20 protein-coding genes are annotated in these 22,788 nt (G+C 35.9%); 15 read left to right on the forward strand and 5 right to left on the reverse strand.

Translation table 11 applies throughout. From position 1 onward, the window contains the following. Nucleotides 1-2: 2 nt before the first annotated feature. From AsAng_RS04485 to AsAng_RS04550, 14 genes are all read left to right on the forward strand, one after another. Entirely contained in the window at nt 3-881 is an 879-nt protein-coding gene (locus tag AsAng_RS04485) for a haloalkane dehalogenase (protein WP_264791593.1), read from the forward strand. A gap of 500 nt (nt 882-1,381) precedes the next feature. Further along, on the forward strand, nt 1,382-2,026 hold the full coding sequence (locus tag AsAng_RS04490) for an SDR family NAD(P)-dependent oxidoreductase (protein ID WP_264791594.1): 645 nt from the start codon (nt 1,382-1,384) through the stop codon (nt 2,024-2,026). Nucleotides 2,027-2,268: 242 nt separating this feature from the next. Next, nucleotides 2,269-2,754, forward strand: a complete 486-nt coding sequence (locus AsAng_RS04495) for an RNA polymerase sigma factor (RefSeq protein ID WP_264791595.1) — start codon at nt 2,269-2,271, stop codon at nt 2,752-2,754. Then, a complete protein-coding gene (locus AsAng_RS04500; RefSeq protein ID WP_264791596.1) occupies nt 2,744-3,376 on the forward strand; it encodes a hypothetical protein in 633 nt (210 codons plus the stop codon). Before AsAng_RS04495 ends, AsAng_RS04500 begins: the two co-directional genes overlap by 11 nt. Nucleotides 3,377-3,433: 57 nt before the next feature. Then, nucleotides 3,434-4,675, forward strand: coding sequence for an alpha/beta hydrolase-fold protein (locus tag AsAng_RS04505; protein WP_264791597.1), 1,242 nt, complete (start codon nt 3,434-3,436; stop codon nt 4,673-4,675). Nucleotides 4,676-5,173: 498 nt separating this feature from the next. Next, nucleotides 5,174-5,647 carry a macro domain-containing protein gene (locus tag AsAng_RS04510; protein ID WP_264791598.1) on the forward strand — a complete coding sequence of 158 codons (474 nt, stop codon included), beginning with the start codon at nt 5,174-5,176 and terminating at the stop codon, nt 5,645-5,647. A 147-nt stretch (nt 5,648-5,794) separates the two neighbouring features. Beyond that, nucleotides 5,795-7,264, forward strand: a complete 1,470-nt coding sequence (locus tag AsAng_RS04515; RefSeq protein ID WP_264791599.1) for a serine hydrolase — start codon at nt 5,795-5,797, stop codon at nt 7,262-7,264. 240 nt (nt 7,265-7,504) lie between these two features. After that, complete coding sequence (locus AsAng_RS04520; protein ID WP_264791600.1) at nt 7,505-8,029, forward strand: GNAT family N-acetyltransferase; 525 nt, start codon at nt 7,505-7,507, stop codon at nt 8,027-8,029. 25 nt (nt 8,030-8,054) lie between these two features. Then, on the forward strand, nt 8,055-8,618 hold the full coding sequence (locus AsAng_RS04525) for a hypothetical protein (protein WP_264791601.1): 564 nt from the start codon (nt 8,055-8,057) through the stop codon (nt 8,616-8,618). Between the two features lie 147 nt (nt 8,619-8,765). Continuing rightward, nucleotides 8,766-10,979 (forward strand): S41 family peptidase, encoded by a 2,214-nt coding sequence (locus AsAng_RS04530; protein ID WP_264791602.1) that lies wholly within the window; start codon nt 8,766-8,768, stop codon nt 10,977-10,979. A gap of 283 nt (nt 10,980-11,262) precedes the next feature. Next, nucleotides 11,263-11,739 (forward strand): GNAT family N-acetyltransferase, encoded by a 477-nt coding sequence (locus AsAng_RS04535; protein ID WP_264791603.1) that lies wholly within the window; start codon nt 11,263-11,265, stop codon nt 11,737-11,739. A 54-nt stretch (nt 11,740-11,793) separates the two neighbouring features. Then, nucleotides 11,794-12,549, forward strand: a complete 756-nt coding sequence (locus AsAng_RS04540; RefSeq protein ID WP_264791604.1) for an arylamine N-acetyltransferase family protein — start codon at nt 11,794-11,796, stop codon at nt 12,547-12,549. Nucleotides 12,550-12,581: 32 nt separating this feature from the next. Next, nucleotides 12,582-13,157 carry a sulfotransferase family protein gene (locus tag AsAng_RS04545; RefSeq protein WP_264791605.1) on the forward strand — a complete coding sequence of 192 codons (576 nt, stop codon included), beginning with the start codon at nt 12,582-12,584 and terminating at the stop codon, nt 13,155-13,157. 411 nt (nt 13,158-13,568) lie between these two features. Continuing rightward, nucleotides 13,569-14,672 carry a T9SS type A sorting domain-containing protein gene (locus AsAng_RS04550; RefSeq protein WP_264791606.1) on the forward strand — a complete coding sequence of 368 codons (1,104 nt, stop codon included), beginning with the start codon at nt 13,569-13,571 and terminating at the stop codon, nt 14,670-14,672. Between the two features lie 91 nt (nt 14,673-14,763). On the opposite strand, the gene rnr is transcribed toward AsAng_RS04550, so the two are convergent. The 5 genes from rnr to AsAng_RS04575 all read right to left on the reverse strand — a co-directional run bounded on the left by rnr (nt 14,764) and on the right by AsAng_RS04575 (nt 21,404). Then, nucleotides 14,764-17,775, reverse strand: coding sequence for a ribonuclease R (gene rnr / locus AsAng_RS04555; RefSeq protein WP_264791607.1), 3,012 nt, complete (start codon nt 17,773-17,775; stop codon nt 14,764-14,766). A gap of 190 nt (nt 17,776-17,965) precedes the next feature. After that, nucleotides 17,966-18,619: a hypothetical protein gene (locus AsAng_RS04560; RefSeq protein ID WP_264791608.1), complete on the reverse strand. Its 654-nt coding sequence runs from the start codon at nt 18,617-18,619 to the stop codon at nt 17,966-17,968. A gap of 190 nt (nt 18,620-18,809) precedes the next feature. Then, on the reverse strand, nt 18,810-19,301 hold the full coding sequence (locus AsAng_RS04565; protein WP_264791609.1) for a hypothetical protein: 492 nt from the start codon (nt 19,299-19,301) through the stop codon (nt 18,810-18,812). An 84-nt stretch (nt 19,302-19,385) separates the two neighbouring features. Continuing rightward, nucleotides 19,386-19,979 carry a class I SAM-dependent methyltransferase gene (locus AsAng_RS04570; protein ID WP_264791610.1) on the reverse strand — a complete coding sequence of 198 codons (594 nt, stop codon included), beginning with the start codon at nt 19,977-19,979 and terminating at the stop codon, nt 19,386-19,388. A gap of 147 nt (nt 19,980-20,126) precedes the next feature. Then, nucleotides 20,127-21,404, reverse strand: a complete 1,278-nt coding sequence (locus AsAng_RS04575; RefSeq protein ID WP_264791611.1) for an amidohydrolase family protein — start codon at nt 21,402-21,404, stop codon at nt 20,127-20,129. Nucleotides 21,405-21,719: 315 nt separating this feature from the next. On the opposite strand from AsAng_RS04575, the gene AsAng_RS04580 reads away from it, so the two are divergent. Then, complete coding sequence (locus AsAng_RS04580) at nt 21,720-22,748, forward strand: CaiB/BaiF CoA transferase family protein (protein WP_264791612.1); 1,029 nt, start codon at nt 21,720-21,722, stop codon at nt 22,746-22,748. The last annotated feature ends 40 nt before the right edge of the window (nt 22,749-22,788 follow it).

The following is a 22,788-nucleotide window of genomic DNA, read 5'->3' on the forward strand; positions in this document are numbered from 1 at the left end:
CTATGAAACAAGAAATATCCGCAGAATTTCCGTTTGAATCAATGTATTTGAAAGTTAAAAACAGCAAAATACATTACATTGATGAGGGAGAAGGAGATCCCATTTTATTTTTGCATGGTAATCCAACCTCTTCTTATATTTGGAGAAATATCATTCCATATCTTTCAAAAAATGCTAGATGCATTGCACCAGATTTAATTGGATTTGGGAAGTCAGATCAACCCGATATTGATTATGGATTTACAGAGGTCTATGCTTATTTGGAAGCTTTTATTGATAAAATGCAGCTCAAAAACATAACCATTGTTGTGCAAGATTGGGGATCTGGTCTTGGTTTCCATTATGCCAATACTCATCGAAATAATATCAAAGGCATTGCTTTTATGGAGGCGATGTACAAACAAAAGGAGTGGAATGAACTGTCATTGGGGGGAAAGTTAGCTATGAAGGTGCTGCGTTCTAGGTTTTCAAGTTGGTTACTGTTGGGGCTTGGGAATATGTTTGTAAAAAATATGTTGCCAAATTGGGTAGAACGAGGTTTGTCGGCGAAAGCATTGGATACATATATGCAACCATTTAAAACCTTAAAAAGTCGAAAACCAGTTTATGTATTTCCAAGAGATGTGCCTTTAAAAGGTCGCCCTCTGCATACGGCAAAAGCAGTAGATGCTTATCATCAATGGTTAAAAGAAACCTCAATCCCAAAAATTTGTTTTTATGCCAAGCCAGGCATGTTGATTCCAATTGAAGAGGTGGATTGGATTCGATCTAATTTCCCAAATATTACGATGATCCCACTTGGGAAGGGAAGCCATTTTGTTCAAGAAGATTATCCAGATCTTATTGGAAGTGAACTAAAAAAATGGTACCAAACCATCTAAAATCAGAGCGTTTATTTTTCTAAAGGCGAGCGAATAGGAATTTTATTGATTTAGCTTTCAGGTTATGTTGTGCTAAACATCAATAATTTATAGAATTCTTATGTTTTGATTTAAATTTTCGCTGATGTTGCTTTAGAAAAAACTCTGCTTGTTGCTGGAATAAACTAAAAGAGCTGTAGCCCTACTTTATGAGCCATGAGTAGGAGATTTTAAAGAAAAAAAATTAGTATAGGACAAAACCTGCTTGCTGGCTCATGAGCAAAGCGAACTATAAGTATGAACGAAGTGAACGATGTAAGCTTGTAGCCAAAGCTACAAAGGCAAAGCCCGCTCATGAGGAGCGAATGGTTAATTGATTGGAATTGAATGGGTTAAGAGGGTGTTAGATCGATGTACGTTTTAAATTTAGACTCTATTAGGCTGTTATAGGGCCTAAATTTAAACAGTACTTTATAAGTGTTTTGTCTTGTACATAGCAAAACAATATTAATTATAAGATTATGAACAAGAATATTATTATTATCGGAATGGGTGAAAATTTGAGCTTAGGTATTGCTGAAAAATTTGGTAAGGAGGGGTTTGCGATAGGGATGATTAGTCGAACGGCTGAAAAACTAAAAACGCTTCAAGATCATTTGGCTCAGTTAGGGATTCGATCAGAATTTGAAGTAGCAGATGTTTCTAATTCTCGTCAAATGCTAGATGCTTTAGCCAAGCTTCAATCAAAGATGGGAGTCATAACAATATTGCAATACAATGCAGTAGATTTTAGGACGGGGCATATTTTATCAGAAACGATAGAAACGTTGACGAATGGTTTTAAAATAAGTGTTGCAAATGCTTTGATGGCAACGCAATTTTTGCTGACAGATTTGAAATCGAGTAAGGGGGCAATTTTATTAACTGGAGGGATGGCAAGCCATTACCCTAACCCAGAGGTCGCATCGGCTTCTTTAGGCAAGGCGGGGCTAAAAAGTTTGGCAAGCCAACTTCATCAAGTGCTAAAGAAAGATGGGGTTTATGTCGGACTTTTGACGATAAGTGGTTGGATACAGGCTATGGATGAAAAGTATTCGCCTAAACGATTGGCGGAGGAATTTTGGACAATGTACCAGGATAAAAACCAAGCAGAAGTCTTGTATTAAAAGAAAGAATATTTTAAGGGTCAATATGTTAATTGCTCCGCTAATTTTTTATGTTTTTTGATGAAAAATTAGTGGAGTATTATATGTTTATAGCCTGTTCTTTATCTCTTTTGCTTATATAAACATATTGGCTAAAATTGCAAGTATTCGTTACTTACTTAAAATCGAATAACACAACAAAAAAAATAACTTTGGGTGTAATATTTTTTAATCTTAGCCACTAAACAAGAAAAATAATACTTGTGAGTAGCAATTTTTATACCTTATACATCGACCCTTATTCGGCAATTATTATAAAAATATGTCGAACGTACACCAATACCCAAGAAGATTTTGAGGACTATTACCAAGAAGTCTGTCTACAAATTTGGCGCAGTAGAGCAAATTTTAAACAGCAATCTGAATGGTCAACTTGGATTTACCGAATTTCTTTGAATGTCTGTTTGACCTTATTTAAGAAAGACAAAAAGAATAAAACTTCTGTTGCTACATTACCGATTCCTACCGAAATAGATGAAGAACCGACTTATTCTGATGAAGCACTCAATCAATTAAATCGGGCCATCAAACAACTATCAGAGATAGACCGAGCAGTAATATTGCTTTATTTGGAGGGAAAGGCATACAAAGAAATTGCAGAGATTCTTAGTACAAATACCAATAATATTGGGGTTCGAATTCAACGAATCAAAAAGAGACTAAAAAAAATATTAACCAATGAACGATAGCAAAAAATCAATTGAAGATATTTGGAAAGAAGGTTTTTTTAAAGAAGGGAATCTATATGCTCCTAAAGTCAATGAGTTATACCATCGAAAATCTAAACACAGTGTAGAGCAAATTCTACAAGGGTTCAAAAAAGAAGTACAGTTGCTAATTCCTTTAGCAATAATTCTATTTTTATTTAACATTGTATTAGATAACGATAATAGTGTTTTTTGGGGGATTGTATGTGCATTGCCTTGTTTGTTGTGGTTTTATTTGGGTCAAAGACAGCTTAAATCGTTAAAACAAATTGATTATGGGGCAAGTTGTTATGATTATTTGTTGTCGGTACAACACCAATTGGATAAAATCCATCATTTCAACAAAAGGCTTTCGGTCAGTAGTGTGCCTATTATTTTATTTCCGATGTTGATTTATACATACTTTAAAAATCCCAATAAAACAATGGGTGAGTTATTTGGTATTGAATCTTGGGATTGGTCTAGCCTAACTATTTTTGGCTTGCTGCCATTAATGACCTTAATTGCCTTTGGTGTTGCAGAAGTTTCATTTAAGAAGGCAAAGAAGAGTAGAAATATAAAAATTGATGAATTGATAAAAGATTTAGAAGAACTAAAAAGTTAGCCATTCGTTTATAGTATAACTTCAATTCACTTCAAAACTCAAATTTCAATTAGAACTATGCAATCTATTTTTAAACCTATTCTTTGGTGCTTTGTATTTTTTCTAACGATTCCCAGCTTTTTGAAAGCCCAAGAGGGATACCTATACCATATTGGTTTGGCAGACAGCATCCAGTCTACTATTTTGTTGGAAAATAGAGCCTTTTGGGTACATTTGCCCGATTCTTATAATCCTGAAAATGGGGTGCATTATCCAGTACTTTATGTACTGGACGGAAGTGTTCATCTTAGTGGCATAGCTTCTATCTTGAGTTACCAATCCCCTGCTTATATCCCAGAAATGATTGTTGTTGGAATTGCCAATAATCAACATAGAACAAGAGATTTGACCCCCTCTAAAGTAGCAATAAGGAGAGGATTTCAAGTAGGTGAATCAGGGGAAGCCGATCAGTTTATAGCATTTATAGGAGAAGAATTGATCCCTTATATTGATCAAAAGTACAAAACAACTCCTTATCGGACTTTAATTGGTCATTCTTTTGGCGGTCTATTTGCCATTAACACTTGGATGAAGCATGGTGATTGGTTTGAGAATTATTTGGCAATTGATCCTAGTCTGGATTGGGACAATCAAAAACTATTGAATGAGATCAAAGCAATATTGCCTCAGAAAGACTTTGAAGGAAAAGCATTGTTTGTTTCCATTGCCAATGATTTTGGTCGATTTAATGCCAATCTAAATCTGTATAATTTAATGATGGACACTACTGAGTTTTCGCTCCCCGAACGGTCAAGCTTTGATCTGATACACCATATAGAAAAGCAGAAAAAAACAGACTTAAGGTTTTATTGGAAATATTATGACCATCAAATTCATGGAACAGTTCCCTTGATTTCTATTTATGATGGATTAAGGACGATGTTTAGTTGGTATCAGCTAGAACATGCGCCTAAATTTAATGATTTTGAGACTCCAATCGCTGAAATTGTACAACTAATCCGAGAACGAGAGAAAAAATTATTGAAGCACTTTGGATATAAAACGCCTCCTTTTGAGGAGGGATTGTTGGATATGTTGGGAGATATGAGCTTAGATATGGGAAAGGAAGCCAAAGCCAAAGCAATTTTTGAATTGAATGTAGAGTATTACCCCAATAGTCCTCAGGTTTATCATAAAATGGCAACGTATTTTATAACCCAAGACAACAACTTAGAGGCCATTAAATATCTGCAAAAGGCTCATCAACTGAGTCAAGAAGATCAATACTTGGAGCAAATAAAACAACTTCAATCAAAATAAAACAAAGGGCTAGGAATTATTTTTAATCTTTTGTGTTTTTATAAATAATACGCCGTTAATTAGCTAGTGCGCTAGCGCTTATGAGCTCCCTGAGGTCGGTTCGTTACATTCGTGAGATAGTTTTTTGCTTTTTTACAACTGTTCTCATGAGCAAAGCGAACTAAAAAAAATAAAAAAACATTGTTTTGTTTTGAGTGGTGAAATTGCATCATTTTGATAATCAAATGCGTAGTACTCCTATAATAATCGAATATGATTAGCTTCGCTGCTACTGCGTGGTTACTACGTGAGCCTTGTTACTCACTCTGTTCGTGAGGTCGCAAGCTCTGTTCGGGTTTTCAACGGAGTAATGTATAAAGAAACAAAGGTTAGAAAATCCTAAAGAGAAAATTAGATTTTAATCGTTTCATTTTTAGGCATTAATCTCGTGAAATTTCATGGGGTCTAATGCCTAATTTTTGTGGTGACTAACCCTATTTATAAAAAAAATGGATAGAAATGAAAATAACATATCTAAGGGGAGATGCAACTGTTCCGCAAGCAGAGGGAATTAAGATCATAGCACATATTTGTAATGATATTGGTGGATGGGGAAAAGGTTTTGTACTCGCTATCTCTAAAAAATGGAAAGCCCCTGAACAAGCTTATCGAAAATGGCATCAGGAGCGCAAGGATAATGATTTTGATTTGGGAGCCATCCAATTGGTGCAGGTAGAAGAGGCACTTTATATTGCAAATATGATTGGGCAAGAGGGCATCAAAAAAAGCATTAAAGGAGTGCCTATTCGTTATGAAGCGGTCGATCAATGCCTCGAAAAATTAGCAATGGAAGCCCAAAAATTAAATGCATCTGTCCATATGCCTAGAATAGGTTGTGGGCTTGCGGGGGGTAAATGGGAGTCTATTGAACCCATAATCAAAAATAGATTATTAGCCCAAGGAATAACTGTTGTGGTTTACGATTTTGGGTAAAAGTATAGAACGATAATAGTTATTCTTTTAAAAGGTTAGAAAACGCTATATCTTTACTGTAAATCATTAGTTTTGCTTAGTTGCTTATCATCCATTTTATTTAAGACATTGCTCCGTTAAAAAATCAACGGAGTATTATTAAGAATAATGAAGTACCTAATTTTAGTCAGTTTGCTTTTGGGATCTTTTCATTTCGCAAAGGCTCAAATCAATAAACATTTAGTGGATAGTTTGGGGTTTATTACGCTTCAAAAGACAAAAACCACAGGAGCTTATTTAGCCATTCAGAAGGATGGTGCAAGAATATACGCTGCGGCTTTTGGGCATAATGCCCTTAAAAAACAATCGTTGTTGAACGACTCAACCTGCTTTCCCATCAGTTCTAATACCAAAGCATTTAATAGTATATTACTGTCTCAATTGGTAGCAGTAAAGGAGTTGGATTTTAATACTCCACTAAAAACTTATCTTCCAGACTTGGCTTTTAAGAATGATTTTATTCGTTCAGAGGTAACCCTTATGGATTTACTTACGCATCGGTTTGGATTTCCAAGGTATGATTTTACGTATTATCTATTGAGTGAGGAAGAAAAAGAAAATGCGAATGAAGCTGTATTTAAAAAATTAAAATATTTGGAACCAACGACTAGTTTTAGAACGCAGTTTCAGTATGGCAACAATCAATATATTATAGCAGCTTACTTATTAGAACAAATCAAGCAAGAGAAATGGGAACACTTACTTCAACGCAAGCTGTTGAATCCGCTAAAAATGAATCAAACGCATTGTGATTTAAACCAATTTATCCATCATAAAAATAAATCATTGGGCTATCAAAATGGCAAAGAAATCGCCATGGATTATGGAGCAGCTTTGTATGAGGTATCGGGAATGGGCAATATGTTTTCAACCATAAACGATTTAGAAAAATGGTGCAATTTTTTGATAGAAGGGAACGATTCCATTTTGCCTAAAGAGTGGATAGATTATAACCTAATGGGGCATTTTTCGGTTGGCTATGAAGAGCCTTATGCTGGTTTTTCGAGTTTGCAATATGGCTTGGGGTGGTTTGTTTTTGATTATTATGGGCATAAGGTCGCTTTGCATCATGGCGATAACTTGGGACATCAAAGCATAATTGTTTTATTGCCCGATGATAATATCTCATGGGTGATGATTGCCAATGAGGGAATGAGCGCTAATAGTTTTCCTTTTCGAATGACCTTCGCTTTATTGGATCAATTGGTCGGCAAAAAAACAAACGATTGGAATCAGTTATTAGAAAGGGAATCCTCCGTCTATTATCGGCATCCAGAAACAGATCGAGTCAAAAATACAAGCCCTCAACTTAAACTCAATGCATATCAAGGCGAGTATGTGCACGAAGGTTTTGGAACAATCAAAATTTACTTAAAAGGCAATAAATTACAGGTTGAAGCAGGTAGTTATACTGAGGAATTGGAGCATTGGGAGCATGAATCCTTTAGGGCTTATTCAAAAGAGTTTAAAGAAGATGCTATTTTAAAATTTGTTGTTAATAAGGAAGGTGAAATTGTTTGCCTGAAAACAGATCTAATTGAACCTCAGGTAGACTTAATAGAATTTGTAAAGAGGTAGCATTCTTTGACAATCTGTAGGCTCACGGAGTACCCCTGTGGTAAATGCTAAAGAAAGGTAAGCTTTTAACTATTGTTTAGAAAAAAGTTATAGGTCGTAAGTCGTATACTTAGTTCCTGTAAATACAGGACATACGACTTACGACTTATAACAAAAGTAGCAGTAAGCAAGCAAGATAGTTTTCTGTTCTACACGAGTTGCCAAAGAACCAAATATATTAACCAATCAAACGTTTTAAGCATGAATTATTTTGACCAAGAAAGTAAGCGTTTACGATTTAGAAAGTTAACCTCAGATGATATTCCGAGTTGGATAGAATTTTTTAAGAACAACGATCGGCTACATTTTTTGGGAATGGACCTTTCAAAAGACAAAGCCGTTTTGGCTAAAGAATGGGTGATGATGCAATTGGAGCGATACCAAACACAGGGATTGGGGCATTTGGCGGTTGAGCTTAAAACAAGCGGAGCGTTTATTGGGATGGGAGGCATTTTACCTAGAGTGTTAGAAGGGAAAACAGAATATGAAGTGGCTTATTCGTTGTTGCCAAAATTTTGGGGAAAAGGCTATGGAACCGAAATTGCCATCCAAATGAAGGCGTTTGGATTAAAACAGATCAATAGCGACCGATTAATTTCTATTATTGAGGTAAATAATGTGGACTCAATTAAGGTGGCTAAGAAAAATGGAATGAAAGCCCTTTTTGAGACAGAATATCTTGGAATGGAGGTGGTTGTTTATGGAGTTACTAATGAAGGCTTATAAGAATAAAACTACTAAAATAGTTGTTATGAAAAGATTTATTTTTATTCTGGTACTCTGTTCCTTATCTCTAAAATGTTTTGCACAACAAGACAGTATAAACCAATATAGAATATTTAAATCCTTATTATTGGGAGGGCAGGTTGGTTATTCTTATGAGAAAAATTCTTTTTTGACTTTAGGTGGGGGAGCTTTTTATATGGGAGGTTTGTTGGCCGTAGAGGCAGGTTATAAATACAAAATGGCTTTTGCTCCAATAATGAATGGGCATGAAATCTATTTTGATTTGGGAATTGGATTACCACCATATAGCTCCATTGCTTGTAATTATTTAATGTTAGGAGCAGTTTATAATACAGTATTAGATGAAGTAAAGACAAATTACCAATACATACGACCAGAAGTTGGCTTATTGATCCCTGGGGGAGTGATTTTAAAAACAAAATCACTTAGCAATAAAGCAAATACGATCTCTTTCACCATTAAGGCTAGTTATGGGTATAATATTTTTTTGAAAAATCAAACTACCTCAGATTTGGGCAATCACGTTTTTTCCATTGGCGTATTGATTGGATATGGAATAACATTATAAGCTAGTGATAACTTTATGGGAGATAATGTATATACTGCAATACATAAATTACTAGACCCTTTTCCAGTTATTTTTTATCCAATTAACACCGTTGATTTAGAGAAGTTGAGTCATTTTTAAATCAATAGACCAAATTAATCATTAAGTATGAAAAAAATAATGTTTCTACTGTGTACTTGCTTTTGGGCAGGAGCAATTTTGGCACAAAAGAACGAACGACCAAGCCTAAATCTAGATTTTGAATTGCTAGAAAAAGAGCAGGCAAAAGGCTGGCAAAATTTTGGAAAAGGAGATTATAAACTAGGACTTGATAAAACAGACCCTCAACAGGGAAATCAGGCTGCATTTATTGAGTATGAAGGGGGAGAATCTGATTTTAAAGCTTGGGCTTATGAGATTCCTGCGATCTATAAAGGAAAGAAGATCAAATTGACAGGTTATGTCAAAACAGAAAATGTAAGCGATGGCTTTGCTGGATTGTGGATGAGAATTGATCCTAAAGTTGCCTTTGATAATATGCAGGATCGAGGAATTAAGGGAACCACAGATTGGCAAAAGTATGAGATTGAATTGGACTTAGATCCTTGGGCTGCAAAAAAAATTGTAGTAGGGGGATTATTGGTTGGAAAAGGCAAAATGTGGGTAGACAATTTAACCGTAACCATAGATGGAAAAACCTTGGATAAAGCTCCTTTAAGAGATTTGGCTAAGGCTGAAAAAGATATCGAATTCAACAGCGACTCGAAGATCACGACTATTGAATTAGACGAACAAAAAATTGAACATTTAAAGCAGTTGGGACTTATTTGGGGCTTTCTGAAATACCATCATCCAAAGATTGCTTTAGGGGATTATAATTGGGATGCTGAATTATTTAGAATTTTGCCCCAAATCATCGCTTCTAAAAGCAGTAGTAAACGAGACAAAAAACTCACTAAATGGATTAAAAAACTGGGTAAGTTTAAACCTGGAAGTACCCTAAAAGCAAAAGAACCCCATCTTAAAATAAAGCCCGATTTAGATTGGATCACTTCCTCAAATCTTGCTCCAGAATTAAGGGCTGAGCTGGTAAAAGTAAAAGCGGCCAATCGCTCAGAACGGCATTATTATATTGGCTTAAATCCAGGCGTAGGAAATCCTGATTTTAGGCACGAAACGGGGTATTATCTCCCCAAATATCCTGATGCGGGTTACCGTCTATTAGCCTTGTATCGATACTGGAATGTTATTCAATATTATTTTCCGTATAAAAATTTAATAGAGGAAGATTGGAAAGACGTTTTAACGGAGTTTATTCCCAAGTTTATCAAAGCAGAGGATGAACTCGCCTATAAATTAGCGGTTTTAGAGTTAATTGGGCGGGTCAAGGATACCCACGCTAATATTTGGAGCGAAGAAGGCGCTTTGGCGACCTATTGGGGGCAAAATAGCCCTGCCGTAAAACTTACTTTTGTAGAAAATAAGGCACTCGTAACGGGGTATATTGACGAGAGATGGAAGGAGGAAACGGGCTTGATCGTAGGGGATGAGATTGTGAAAATTAAAGGAGAATCCGTCACGGAATTGGTAAAAAAACACTTAAAATATACGCCAGCCTCCAATTATCCTACGCAGTTAAGGAATATTGCCAGAAAGTTATTGAGAACCAATGATTCTATCCTAGATATTGAATTTAGGAGGGCAGGGGAAATAAAACGCAAATCGGTTAAAACGGTTTCTGTTGGAGGACTTAATATGTTGGAACGGTATAAGCTGCGAGATACTTGTTTTAAATGGATCAATGAGGACATTGCTTATCTTTATTTAGGTTCCATACAGAATAATTATTTGCCCAATATTTTTAGTGAAATCAAAGATTCTAAAGGCTTGATTATTGATTTGAGATGTTATCCTTCCGAATTTGTGGTGTTTACTTTAGGGAACTATTTAATGCCTGAAAGTACAGCTTTTGTTCGGTTTTCAAATGGTAGTATAAGTGCACCAGGAACGTTTACGTATACAGAAAGTTTGAACGTCGGAACCAAAAATAAAAATTATTACAAAGGCAAAGTAGTGATCTTAATCAATGAAACCACGCAAAGCCAAGCAGAATACACTACAATGGCTTTTAGGGTAGCGCCCCAAGCAACCGTTATTGGGTCAACGACTGCGGCAGCGGATGGCAATATTTCTCCTTTTTACCTTCCAGGAGGAATTCGAACAGTGATTAGTGGAATAGGAATATATTATCCTGATAAAACAGAAACCCAGCGAGTTGGGATTATTCCTGATATTGAGCTTAGGCCAACAGTAGAAGGCGTTCAGAACGGAAGAGATGAATTGTTAGAGAAGGCCGTAGAAGTGATTAATGGGAAAAAATAAAAATGGCTCAATTGAGGTAAATTAATCGTATATTGTTTACCTTCAAGAGCCAACCAATTTTACAATAGGTTATCTTCAACATTACTTCGTGGGAAAATCGCATTAGATTGATTATCAATAAGGTGTATTTTTGTTAACGAGAAAAATTAAAATATTGATAATCAATCTAATGCAAGGTTATTTTTTATGGTTTTCGAAGAAAAACTAAAAAATCCACGAAGTATTACTTCAATGGAGTTGGGGGTAACCTATTGTTTGTATAAACCTACAAAAATTAATAATAATGGAAATAGTACTTCGAGCATCCATTGAATCAGATTTAGACGTTTTTTTTGTTAATCAAACCGATGATGAAGCTAATTTTATGGCTGCTTTTACACCAGAAGATCCCCTTGACAAAGCTGCTTATATGGAAAAATGGAAACGTTTGATGACGATGGATGCTATTCATATGCAAACGATTGTCGTAGAAGGAAAACCTGTTGGTTCTGTCGTTAAGTACGTTATGGAAGGAGATGCTGAAATTACCTATGCTATTGCCAAAGAGTTTTGGGGGAAAGGGCTTACAACCAAGGCTGTTCAACAGTTTTTAGCATTGGAAACTACACGACCTATTTATGGTCGAGTAGCGTTTGATAATTATGGGTCTCAGCGAGTACTTGAAAAAGTTGGATTTAAAAAAATAGGCAAAGACAAAGGATTTGCCAATGCTAGAGGAGCCGAAATTGAAGAATTTATTTATCAGCTTAGTAAAGAATAAAAAATAATTTATCGTTACTTAAGGTATAGTTTTTACCCAATATTAGAAGCACAAATGAACCTCAAGAGCTATTTAAAAAGAATCAATTATCACAAGGATTTAGTCCTTAATAAAGCACTGCTTTTTGAGTTGCAGCAATGCCATCTAAAAAACGTTCCTTTTGAAAACCTAGACATTCATTATAACCGAGTAATAGAACTGGATCTTACAGCAATTTACAACAAAATCGTAGAGCATAAAAGAGGGGGATTTTGTTATGAATTAAATGGCTTGTTTTATTCCTTGCTCAAAGAAATTGGCTTTGATGTTTGGATGGTTTCTGGACGGGTTTATAATGGGAAAGGTGGCTATGGGCAGGAGTACGACCACTTAGCCTTGATGGTAGCCCTTGACGGAGATCATTATCTCGTAGATGTTGGTTTTGGCAAATTTTCGTCTCAACCATTACGCATTAATTTTGAGGAGGAATTATTGGATGATGTTGGCTGTTTTAAATTTGATCGGTTGGATGAAAACTATTGGCGGGTCAATGAAGTAATTGAAGGAGAATTGGTACCACAATATATTTTTAGTCCTCAAAAAAGAGCCCTTCAGGAATTTCAAGAAATGTGTACCTTTCACCAAAGCAGTCCAGCCTCACATTTTACGCAAAAGCGAGTAGTTTCTCTGCCAACTAAAGAGGGGAGAATTACTCTGAATGACCAGCAATTTAAAATAACCAAACAGGGAGTTACGGAAACGATTGCCATTAAAAATGAAGCACAGTTTGAGGCGGTATTAATGGATCAGTTTGCTATAAAGATAATTTAAAACGCAGAAACATTAGCTAAAAAATAAGACCAATGATTATATCCCATGATGTACAATTGATTTTTATTCATGTACATAGAACTGGAGGTTCTTCTATCATTAATTTATTAAAAAATGAACTTCGGTCTAAGGTCGAGATTCTTTCGCAACATGGAAATGCAAAAACAGCAGAAAGTAGCTTTTTAGCACAATATCCTCATTATTTCACCTTTGGTTTTGTTAGAAACCCTTGGGATCGCTTATTGTCTTGGTATTCCTTGCTAACCAAATGGGATCGAAGAAGTTTGGATCAAGAACGTCTAAGATTTGAGCAATTTATTGAATTAAATTATGCTTGCCGTCCATCAGATCCTTTTTTTCATTACAATCAATTGGACTATTTTACAAATACTACCATAGATGTTCAGGTGGATAGAATTGGGCGTTATGAAAACTATGCCCAAGATGCACAAAGAATATTTAACAGTATTGGACTTCCTTTTTCGAATATCCCTCAACAGAATGCTACCTATAGCAAGTGTTATAAAGATTATTACACGACCAAAAGCCAGAAATTAGTACATCAAAAATGCTATAAAGACATTGAGCATTTTGGCTATTTCTTTTGACCTGTTTCATTGGAAAATAAACGGTTTTATTCGGTTCAACAATCAGTTCATCCTCACCAAAATCGTTGATTTGAAATAGGATAAACAACTAGGCATTTGTTGTTTCAATATGATTTTTAAGATAAAATAAAGGGAGTCTCATGTTACACTTTTTTCTTTATTAAGATATAATCCTTGTGTGTTGATAGATAGTTGGTTATGTCTAGTGAGAATGTAATAAGATAATGCCTTTTTCTAAAGGTAAATTGTATCTTTGTAAGAAGTTAAATGTTGACTATCAGTACTTTTATCTCATGCCCCCTAAGCAATGAATGATTTACTGATTCTTTCCCTTTCCTTTATAACTAAATTCATTGTAGTTATAACAACATAGAAATGAACCATTCTATTAATTTATAAAACAAAATACCAATGAAAAACAAACTTTGTTTTTTTAGATCCCCAGTTTTGTTACAACAATCAATTTTTTTATGTTTTCTTTTATGGAGTAGTACAGCCTATAGTCAATGTACCAACCCAGATGTTTTACTCTCTGAAGATTTTGAAAGTAATCCTGTTGCTGGTGCTAATACAGGCGTTATTTACGGTGGAGGAAGCAGTAATCATAACAGTGCTTATATTCTAAGTGGTACTCGTTTTGGTTGGTTTAATGTCGTGAATGGCATTGGCAATGTTGATGTTTATGACAGAGCAGTGTCAGGGCTTTGTGTCGATTCTATGGTACAGGTAAGCTTTTGGTCTAGACAGTCCTTTGGAACGACCAATGTCACCTTTAATATGATTGATGATGCAGGAAATATATTGGCGACAAGTACAGTAAGCCTAACTTCTTTTTATCAGCAATACACCTTTAACTTTGTAGCAACAACGCCAGGAATGCGTTTTGTGATTCATTGTAACTCAACAGGAGGTAATGGAGTAGATATTGTGATGGAAGATTTATTGATAACACATTGCTGTACTTATTTGTTGCCGATTCAAGTACGCCAGTTTAACGCAGCATGTTTAAAAAGCAAAGTTGAATTGACTTGGGAAATAGAACAACGAGATGGCAACAATGATGTTAGAATTGAACGAAGTAAAGATGGCTTTTCTTTTGAAGAAGTAGGTCGTGCAGAACCGAGAGAAGTACAAAATAATATAGCCACTTATCGTTGGGTGGATGATAGTCCCCTTCCTGCTATGGCTTATTATCGATTGGTGATGACCAACTTAGATGGAAGTCTTTCTTATTCCTCTATTATAGCGACTTATTGCGAATCTGTAGATGTAGTTACGATTTCTCCTAATCCTTTTAAAGATATATTTACGATTCAATTTCCCTTTGAGGCAAGTTATCCTAGCAACATAGAAGTATTGGACTATACAGGCCGAAAAGTATATGAAGTGATTATAAAAGATAAAACGCAATTTGTAGAAATTTTGCTGGGCAATCAATATCCTGCTGGAACTTATTTTGTGAAGGTTTCGAATGCGTCTGCTTCTAGCACTCATCGGATCGTAAAAGCAAAATAAATCATTTAAAAATCTGTCTGCTAACAAAATAAAAAGGTAGCAATTGTTAACAATTGCTACCTCTATTCTACTAAAAAATTCAAGTTGTACCTTATTCCTCTATCTTAAATGCCCAATCCCAAGCCGCTGTTTTTAAGGCTTTGAGGAGGCGAGAGGAAGGTCTAGGAACAAAATAGATTGGTATTTTATGTTCCTCTATGTTTAAAAATCCTCTAGAAGTAATGATTGTACGAGTATGGTCGGTCACTTCTTCTTCTTCTAAGTTAGAAAGCAAGTTATATTTTTGCAATAGCTCTATCATAGGAATCGAAAAAGAGACTATTTTCTCAGGTTTCAGAATGCTGATAAAGGCTTTAAAAATTGGCAAACTTAAATCCAAATCTTTGTTCGAAAGTTGTTTGTCATCCATAGAACGAAATGGAGAAAAATAACCTTCTGAAATTTTTTGATTCGGGAAATACGTTTTGAAAAACGTCTTGGTACTTCCCTGTGGTTTGAAGGGATGTTGCGAAAGCAATTTTTGCCCACGATAGCCTTTGTTGAGCGCAGCAGCAGGATTAAAATGCAGCAATAAAACCGAACCACCAATAGGAGCAGAAGGAGATAGTTCATATTTCCATTTTGCTCGTTTTTGCTTGGCAATGATCTTAATATGGCTTTCGTTAAAGGCTTGCTCTACCTTAGGTAGCAACGCTTCATAAGCCTTGTTATCAGCAATATAATTAGATTTTATGACCTTTTTACCCCTTTGAGGCTCTTGGACTACCTTAATTTTTTGGATGCCCTTTGGTTTAGTGGGCGTTTCCTTTGGAGCGGTAGTTGGCGTTTTGGGGGCTTCGTTTGTTGGTTCTTCGGTTACTACTTTAGTTGTGGTCACTTCTTTTGATATAAGTTGAGTTCTAGCAGGAGGTTCGTTGTCACTGTCTTCAGGATCTAACAATTCTAGGTCTATTTGACGTTTAAATTTATTAGCTCCCAAGATGCGAACCCAAACTGTATCTCCCATTTTGTACGTTATAAATGGCGATTTGATGTGAAAATGATGCTCGTCAGGTTCAAAATCATCAAACATTTTATCATAGCGAATCATTCCTTCGCAGAAGTTAGCTTTGATGGTTACATAAATACCATGGTCGGTAATTCCAGAAATGCTTCCTTCAAAAATATCGCCCAAATGAGCCTCCAAAAATTCTGCTTGTTTGTATTTCACCGATTCTCGTTCTGCCTCCATCGCATCTCTTTCCTTTCTAGAAATATGCTTGCAGGACTCTTCCAACTTTTGAGGATTCATTCGTTTATTATTATTACTCAAATAGTCGAATAAAATACGATGTCCTAATACATCTGCATAACGTCGAATAGGAGAAGTAAAATGAGAATAGGTGGCAAAACCTAAACCATAATGCCCAATATTATCCGTTGAATAAACTGCTTTTGCCATGGTTCGAATGGCCAGTTGTTGCAAAATATCCGATTCTGGTTTTCCTTCTGCGGCTTTGAGCATCTTGCCAAATGCAGGTTTGACCTGTTCGGGCGACTCAATGGACAAGGGGTAACCCATTTGTCCTGCAAAATCAGCAAAATTATTCACTCGTTCCATATCGGGTTCGTCATGGATACGATAAACCATGGGCCAAACAAAGCCTAATTTTTCGTGCAAACCGTGCATTAAGGCACCTACTCGTTTGTTGGCAAGAAGCATAAAATCTTCGACCAACATATGCGCATCTTTTCGACTCTTTAAATACACATCAATAGGAACGCCCTTTTCATCCAACTTGAAGCGAACTTCTGGTGATTCAAAATTGATCGCTCCTTTTTTGAAGCGTTTATTGCGTAGCTTGTGGGCAATACGATTGAGCAACTGTAATTCTTTGACATAATCTCCTTCCCCCGTTTCTAAGCCTTCTTGTGCCTCTTCGTAAGTAAAACGACGATCAGAATAAATAACCGTTTTCCCAAACCATTCATTGATGATGCCGCCTTGCTTATCCATTTCAAAAACAGCAGAAAAGGTTAGCTTTTCTTCTTCAGGGCGTAGCGAACAAACCCCATTGGAGAGTTTTTCGGGCAGCATCGGTAAGACTCGATCTACCAAATAAACCGAAGTAGTTCTTCGAGCAGCTTCTTTATCCAATTCAGAACCAGGTAGAACATAATGTCCTACATCTGCAATGTGAATTCCAATTTCAAAATTCCCATTTTCCAAATACTCTATCGATAAAGCATCATCAAAATCTTTTGCCGTTTCGGGGTCAATGGTGAAGGTCGTAATGTCACGCATATCTCTTCGCTTGGCAATTTCACTAGCGGTGATTTTGGTATCAATTTCAGCATTTTCTTTTAATACTTCTGGTGGGAACGTCAAATTAAATCCTTTTTGAATCAAAATGGACTTCATTTCAATATCGTTGCCTCCTTCTGTACCAAAATAGGTAGTGACCTTTCCTTCTGGATTATTTTTGTTGCTAGTATGCCATTTGGTAATGGTTACCACTACTTTTGCGCCATCTTCTGCTTCTTTGGGCAGATGTTTGAGCGGGACAAAAATATCCGTCTGCATATTGGGATTATCAGGAATCACAAAGGCAAACTTATCCGACAAAGACAAGGTGCCAATGAAATTTTCTGATTTGCGTTGTATAATTTGAACGACTTCACCTTCTGGTTTCCCTTTTCGAGCAGTGTACCAAGATACTTCAACAGTATCACCGTGTAAGGCACCCATTAGCTTGTGAGCAGGAACAAAAATATCATTGTCTTCCAATTCTTCACAAATAATATAAGCCGAACCACTACGAGTTGCATCCACTCGCCCCGTGGCAAATTGACCATTTTTTCTAGCTCTTTTGGTAACTGTAGCTCCTTTATTCCATTTGTATTTTCCTCTGTTAGTTGCTTCTAATTTTCCTTTTTCGACCAATTGGTCAATCGCATGTTGAACAGAATCTTTGGAGTTGGATATTTTTAGTTTTCGAATGATGGTTTTGGCATCAAAACGAGCTGTAACTTGTTTGCTAAATAAATCGATTAATCTTTTTTCTAAAACTTTTGCGGGCAAGTTTTTACCCTTTTTATTAGAACCTTTCTTTTTTCTTGTCATTAATTTTTTCTTTCTAACTGAGCCAATAAGGATTTTGTTTTATACCTAGCAAGTACTAGTTCCTTATCGGTAGACTTTATTACAGATTAATATATAGGGGAGAAAATGTATCTTTTTTCCTATACCACCCATTGTTACCTGCATTTTATTAATAAAGTCGAGTCTTTTAGTCTTTTTTTAGTAATTGAATTTAAATGGGAACAATTTCTCCATCACCTGTTAATTGAAGTGAAGTATGGAGGTGATGTTCATCAGAAGATACTGGAGCTGTATTTCCGTTGGCATCTAAACGCCCCTCTGCACAACTAAATAGCCAAGTAGGGCTGATGGTGCAGACCATTTGATACAACCCATCTTGATCGTATTTAGTTCCCGCAATCTTAGATTTGTCAATAAGAATGCCATTTTTAGAGAAGGTTGTCAGATAATAAGTGGCTCCTTCTATACCTGCTTCCCAGAATACTACTGCAAAAAAATCTTTGGTACCAGGGATTGAAAAGCAAGGCATGAATTCTGTATATTCATCAATAACGTCATCCTTGCCCAACACAAAGTTAAACATCCAGGTTGCTGATAGAGGATCACATTTTTGGCTGATTAAGCGTTGGGTATCAGAGGTAATGGTGTAGGGCAGTTCCACCATAGGAAAAAAGTTGAGAAAATTTTCAAACGTAACACGATTGGTTTTCTTTTCTGGAATGATTCGAACTTTATCCTTCTTGAATTCTTTTAGATCGGCGATGTCATCGTGTTGATGATCTTCATGGTTACATTTAGGACCACATTTATGATCGTTTTTATGATGCCCATGCTCGTCTTTATGATATACTTTGATTGGTTTCATTTTTCTGTTTAAAATTTTGACTTATAGTGATTGCTTACCGCTCATTTATAGTGAGATAGTAAGGGGGCTATATAGAATGTGCCTTGCCCTAAATTATAAGGAAGTCTACAAAAAGAAGGCTTAAATGTACAAGCATTAGTTTTGTCTACTTACCTATGCCTGCAAATTTCTACTTTTTTTTGTAGAAATGCTATTCTTTGTAAGTCTTTTCGAGGGGAAGCGGCTTTTTATCTAAATAAATGAAAACTTTTTGTTTGTGCCAACTAGCATAAACGATGGTTCCATCCTTTAAGGTCTTATGCCATTGATTCTGCTTGTCGTTTTTAGGTTCCCCAAAATAATCCAAGATCGTTTGAGCTGCTTTTTCTTCGCTAGGATGCAAAATATTAATTTCTACCAGTTCATTTTTTGCTGTTTTGGCAAACAAATAATAGACCGAAGAGTATAGTTCGGCTGCTATATCTTCGGTATATATTTCTCTTGGTGTGGCTTGAAACGAATGAACAGGATAAGCTTGGGAACGAAGGCTTAATACCTCGTTTTTAGGCATTCCCAATTGAATATTCTGAAGAATGGGGGGCAAGTAATGCTGTTCTTGGTCAGGTGTTTTTTTCGTCGAGACACAAGCACTTATTCCTAAGATAAATAGCCCTAAAAAAATAGATAAAAAAGAAGTATTCATAGCATTTTATTGCTTGGTAAAGAAGAAAAAATAAGGTATCGAAGATGAGCAGCAATATTTTGAGGCGTTATTTAGAAAGTACAGTTAGTGAATTGATTTTAAGACATAGGTTGCTTGCCTAAAGAAGAAGAGAACCGATTTACTGGATTCTTCTACCAGCTCTAAATCCAAAGCCTCAAAGGTGGCTTTCCATTCTTGATCGGATTTATTTTGGTAAGTCATGCTAGAATGCCCCAAATTGACTAAAGTATCCATTGCGTAAGTCATGTACTGCTGTATCTTATTGCGGTAAATATCTTCAATAATGATGATTTTTTTAGCAATTCGAGCCGTTTCTTTTAGTACAGGAACGGGATCAGGGGTATGATGCAATACCGTTAACAGCAGTGCTGTATCAAACTTTTTGTCTTCAAAGGGCATGGTTAAACCATCATAAACGATTACATCTACCGTTGGAATAATAGACAAATTAGCAACATCTAATGGCGTGCAATGATACTGTTGTTGTCTTAGAGTATGCGTAATCATTCCATTGCCACAACCAATGTCAATGTGCTTTTCGTGTTGGTTCAAATGGGGGAAAACAGCTTTTAACTTATTTTGTATCCACTGGTTTCCTAATTTACTAGTATAAAATTTACCAATAAGGTCAAATTTTCGAATGGCTTGAAGAATCATGAAAATAGATTAAAATCAAGAATATTGGTTAAATGGGATTTTGAGTTGTACTTCAAAAAATGAAACAATTGGGCAATTTAAAAACAATCCTTATGATTCTATTTTTTAATGCCCCAATTGTTTGCACAAGGTACTAAGGATGATCGGTTAGTCCTTTAATTTTTTAAGTTGTTCTTTTAAATCATCTTGTAAATAGTACTTTCCTTTGAAAATAATACCCTGAATATCTGTTGTGTTTTTGATGTCATCTAATGGATTGCTATTGAGTAATACTAAGTCTGAATAAACACCAGCTTTGATTGTCCCCCAAGTATGTTGCTCTCCAAACATCGCTGACAAATTATAACAGGTCGATTTTAGAATATCATAGTTAGAGATTTTAGCTTGGGCATAATGTTGCATTTCTGTATGGATTCCGTAGCCAGGAATTCCGTAGATACCCGAAGCATCGGAACTCAATAACAACAAACCACCCTGTCTATAAATAAAACCTAAGTATAATAATCGAGTATCAAATCGCTGTTTACTAATCTTACGCTCTTTTTCTTGTCCTTCTGCTGTGCTCTCTGCTAAGTGTGCAGCTATTTTTTCCTCCCATTTATTGATCCATTTTTTAGGTAGAAACGCTACTCCAGCTCTTTTGCGAAGATCAGACTCCTTTACTTGCCCCGTATAATACCAATCTAGTGTAGGACAATGGTAAATTTGAGCATTTATAGTGCGATCGATGGCAATTTTGATACTTTCTATATCAGGTAAAGAGAAAAAACCACTTAAATGTTCAATACTTTGGAAAGTATTACTGTTACTAAGGCTAAAAATACTAATATTGGAAGGACAATGCCCCGCTAATGGAAAGTTGTATTTTTTGGATGCACCAGCTAAGTAATCAAAGGTATTTTGATCTTTTACACTCAGAATTTTTACAAAATCAAAGCCTGCTTTCTGATAATTAGCAATTAATTGTTCGGCTTTTCGAGGAGAAATACTATCACTACGATGGATGGGGGGAGAAGATAGGTATAACTTAGGGGTAAATTCTGCCTGTTGATCAATTTCTAAATGCCAAGGCGCTCCACGCATAGAACGCAATGAGGTTACGCCATTCATGATATTCATTAGAAAAAAATGGGCTAAATCTTCTTGTTCAGGCAGATGGACATGGGCATCCGAAAAAGAGGGAACCAAGAATTTATTTCGACCGTCTATTCGCCCCAAATTGTAGGTTGAAGTATCTTGGTCAGTATGGGGGCGGACTTGCGTAATTTCTCCATTTTCAATGACAACATCTTTGTGTTCTAGCACGGTATGAATGTGCATAGGAATGACATTGACATCTTCAATTAACAAGCGTTGGAGGGCTTCTTGTGCGTCAATCGTAGAGATCGATAATAAGGATAACATTTGGATTAAAATTCGTTTCATTAGTTTGTTTCGTTTTATATTTCTTATCTATGAAGTTGGATGAACCCACAGCTAAGGAAAAGTAAAGAATAGCAACAAAGATAGAATTAACTAAATAATTAGTTATACAGGTTGTTTTTTTATAAAAACTTTAAGTTATTTGCTTAATACTTCGTTAATTTTTGCTTTTTCCTTTATAGCTTTAGCTACAAACTAGCGCAGTTAGTACGCTAATGCTTATGAGCTCCCTGAGGTCGCAAGCTTTCTAGCGGAGTAATGTGTTAATAGACGCTTAATTTTAATCGTTATTTGCTGAATTAGTCAACTAAAAAAGATATGTTATCAGAAGCCTTGAAAGGAAAAAAAATCTTAGATTTTACGTTATTATTACCTGGACCACTTGCCACTAATATTTTGGCGCAGATGGGAGCAGAGATAATCAAAATTGAGCATCCCGATAAATTAGACGATACCCGAATTTACCCTCCTTTTGTAGAAGGAGAGGCATTGCTCTATCGCTTATTAAATCACAACAAAGAAAGCTTAATTCTAGATTATAAATCTACTCAAAATAGAGCTAAACTATTGGCATTAATCCAAGAGGCAGATGTAATAATTGAACAATTTAGACCTGGTGTAATGCAACGTTGGGGCTTAGATTATTCGACCCTAAAAACCGTTAATCCTAACCTAATTTACCTTTCATTGTCGGGTTATGGACAAGTAGGGGCTTATCGTTTGCAGGCAGGGCATGATATTAACTACTTAGCTTATACTGGAATATTAGACTTGATGAGAGATGAGCGGGGGAAGCCTGTTATCCCAGGAATACAAATTGCTGATATTGCTGGTGGTTCTTATATGTTGGTAACGGCTTGTTTGGCTGCATTGGTTCAAGGAAAGGGGCAATATGTGGATGTTTCTATGTTGGATGGCTTACCTCCTTTGTTAACCATCGCTTTATCGCAAACTTGGGGAGGCATCAATCCACATGAAATGAAACTGTTAAATGGAAATTTGGTGAATTACAATGTTTATGCTTGTAAAGAAGGAGGCTGGATGGCATTGGGGGCACTGGAAGTTAAGTTTTGGAACCGATTCTGCGAGGCACTTGATCAACTGGATTGGAAACGCCAACATTTTGGAGAATTGTCAATTTACGAATTTCCTTATGCCGAAGTAAAAGCATTGTTTTTGACTAAAACACGAGATGAATGGGTAAAATGGGCTGAGGGGAAGGATATTTGTTTGTCGCCAGTATTAACGATTGAGGAAGTAGAGGCAGATGAACACTTAAAAGCAAAAGGGTATTTTGAAACTCAAAAAGCAATTCATATCCCTTGGTTAAAAAAAGATGAATCATAAGAAGTTATTACGAACTGTGCAGCACTCATGCAATAATGAA

The organism is Aureispira anguillae, from assembly GCF_026000115.1.
In the GTDB taxonomy this organism is placed as follows: domain Bacteria; phylum Bacteroidota; class Bacteroidia; order Chitinophagales; family Saprospiraceae; genus Aureispira; species Aureispira anguillae.

Bases quoted from the DNA above. Each gene is read 5' to 3' on its own strand.
- AsAng_RS04510 (WP_264791598.1), top strand. From the start codon at position 5,174: ATGAAAATAACATATCTAAGGGGAGATGCAACTGTTCCGCAAGCAGAG.
- AsAng_RS04545 (WP_264791605.1), top strand. From the start codon at position 12,582: ATGATTATATCCCATGATGTACAATTGATTTTTATTCATGTACATAGA.
- AsAng_RS04570 (WP_264791610.1), bottom strand. From the start codon at position 19,979: ATGATTCTTCAAGCCATTCGAAAATTTGACCTTATTGGTAAATTTTAT.
- AsAng_RS04520 (WP_264791600.1), top strand. From the start codon at position 7,505: ATGAATTATTTTGACCAAGAAAGTAAGCGTTTACGATTTAGAAAGTTA.
- rnr (WP_264791607.1), bottom strand. From the start codon at position 17,775: ATGACAAGAAAAAAGAAAGGTTCTAATAAAAAGGGTAAAAACTTGCCC.
- AsAng_RS04550 (WP_264791606.1), top strand. From the start codon at position 13,569: ATGAAAAACAAACTTTGTTTTTTTAGATCCCCAGTTTTGTTACAACAA.
- AsAng_RS04485 (WP_264791593.1), top strand. From the start codon at position 3: ATGAAACAAGAAATATCCGCAGAATTTCCGTTTGAATCAATGTATTTG.
- AsAng_RS04560 (WP_264791608.1), bottom strand. From the start codon at position 18,619: ATGAAACCAATCAAAGTATATCATAAAGACGAGCATGGGCATCATAAA.
- AsAng_RS04575 (WP_264791611.1), bottom strand. From the start codon at position 21,404: ATGAAACGAATTTTAATCCAAATGTTATCCTTATTATCGATCTCTACG.
- AsAng_RS04500 (WP_264791596.1), top strand. From the start codon at position 2,744: ATGAACGATAGCAAAAAATCAATTGAAGATATTTGGAAAGAAGGTTTT.
- AsAng_RS04565 (WP_264791609.1), bottom strand. From the start codon at position 19,301: ATGAATACTTCTTTTTTATCTATTTTTTTAGGGCTATTTATCTTAGGA.
- AsAng_RS04490 (WP_264791594.1), top strand. From the start codon at position 1,382: ATGAACAAGAATATTATTATTATCGGAATGGGTGAAAATTTGAGCTTA.
- AsAng_RS04505 (WP_264791597.1), top strand. From the start codon at position 3,434: ATGCAATCTATTTTTAAACCTATTCTTTGGTGCTTTGTATTTTTTCTA.
- AsAng_RS04580 (WP_264791612.1), top strand. From the start codon at position 21,720: ATGTTATCAGAAGCCTTGAAAGGAAAAAAAATCTTAGATTTTACGTTA.
- AsAng_RS04530 (WP_264791602.1), top strand. From the start codon at position 8,766: ATGAAAAAAATAATGTTTCTACTGTGTACTTGCTTTTGGGCAGGAGCA.
- AsAng_RS04535 (WP_264791603.1), top strand. From the start codon at position 11,263: ATGGAAATAGTACTTCGAGCATCCATTGAATCAGATTTAGACGTTTTT.
- AsAng_RS04540 (WP_264791604.1), top strand. From the start codon at position 11,794: ATGAACCTCAAGAGCTATTTAAAAAGAATCAATTATCACAAGGATTTA.
- AsAng_RS04525 (WP_264791601.1), top strand. From the start codon at position 8,055: ATGAAAAGATTTATTTTTATTCTGGTACTCTGTTCCTTATCTCTAAAA.
- AsAng_RS04515 (WP_264791599.1), top strand. From the start codon at position 5,795: ATGAAGTACCTAATTTTAGTCAGTTTGCTTTTGGGATCTTTTCATTTC.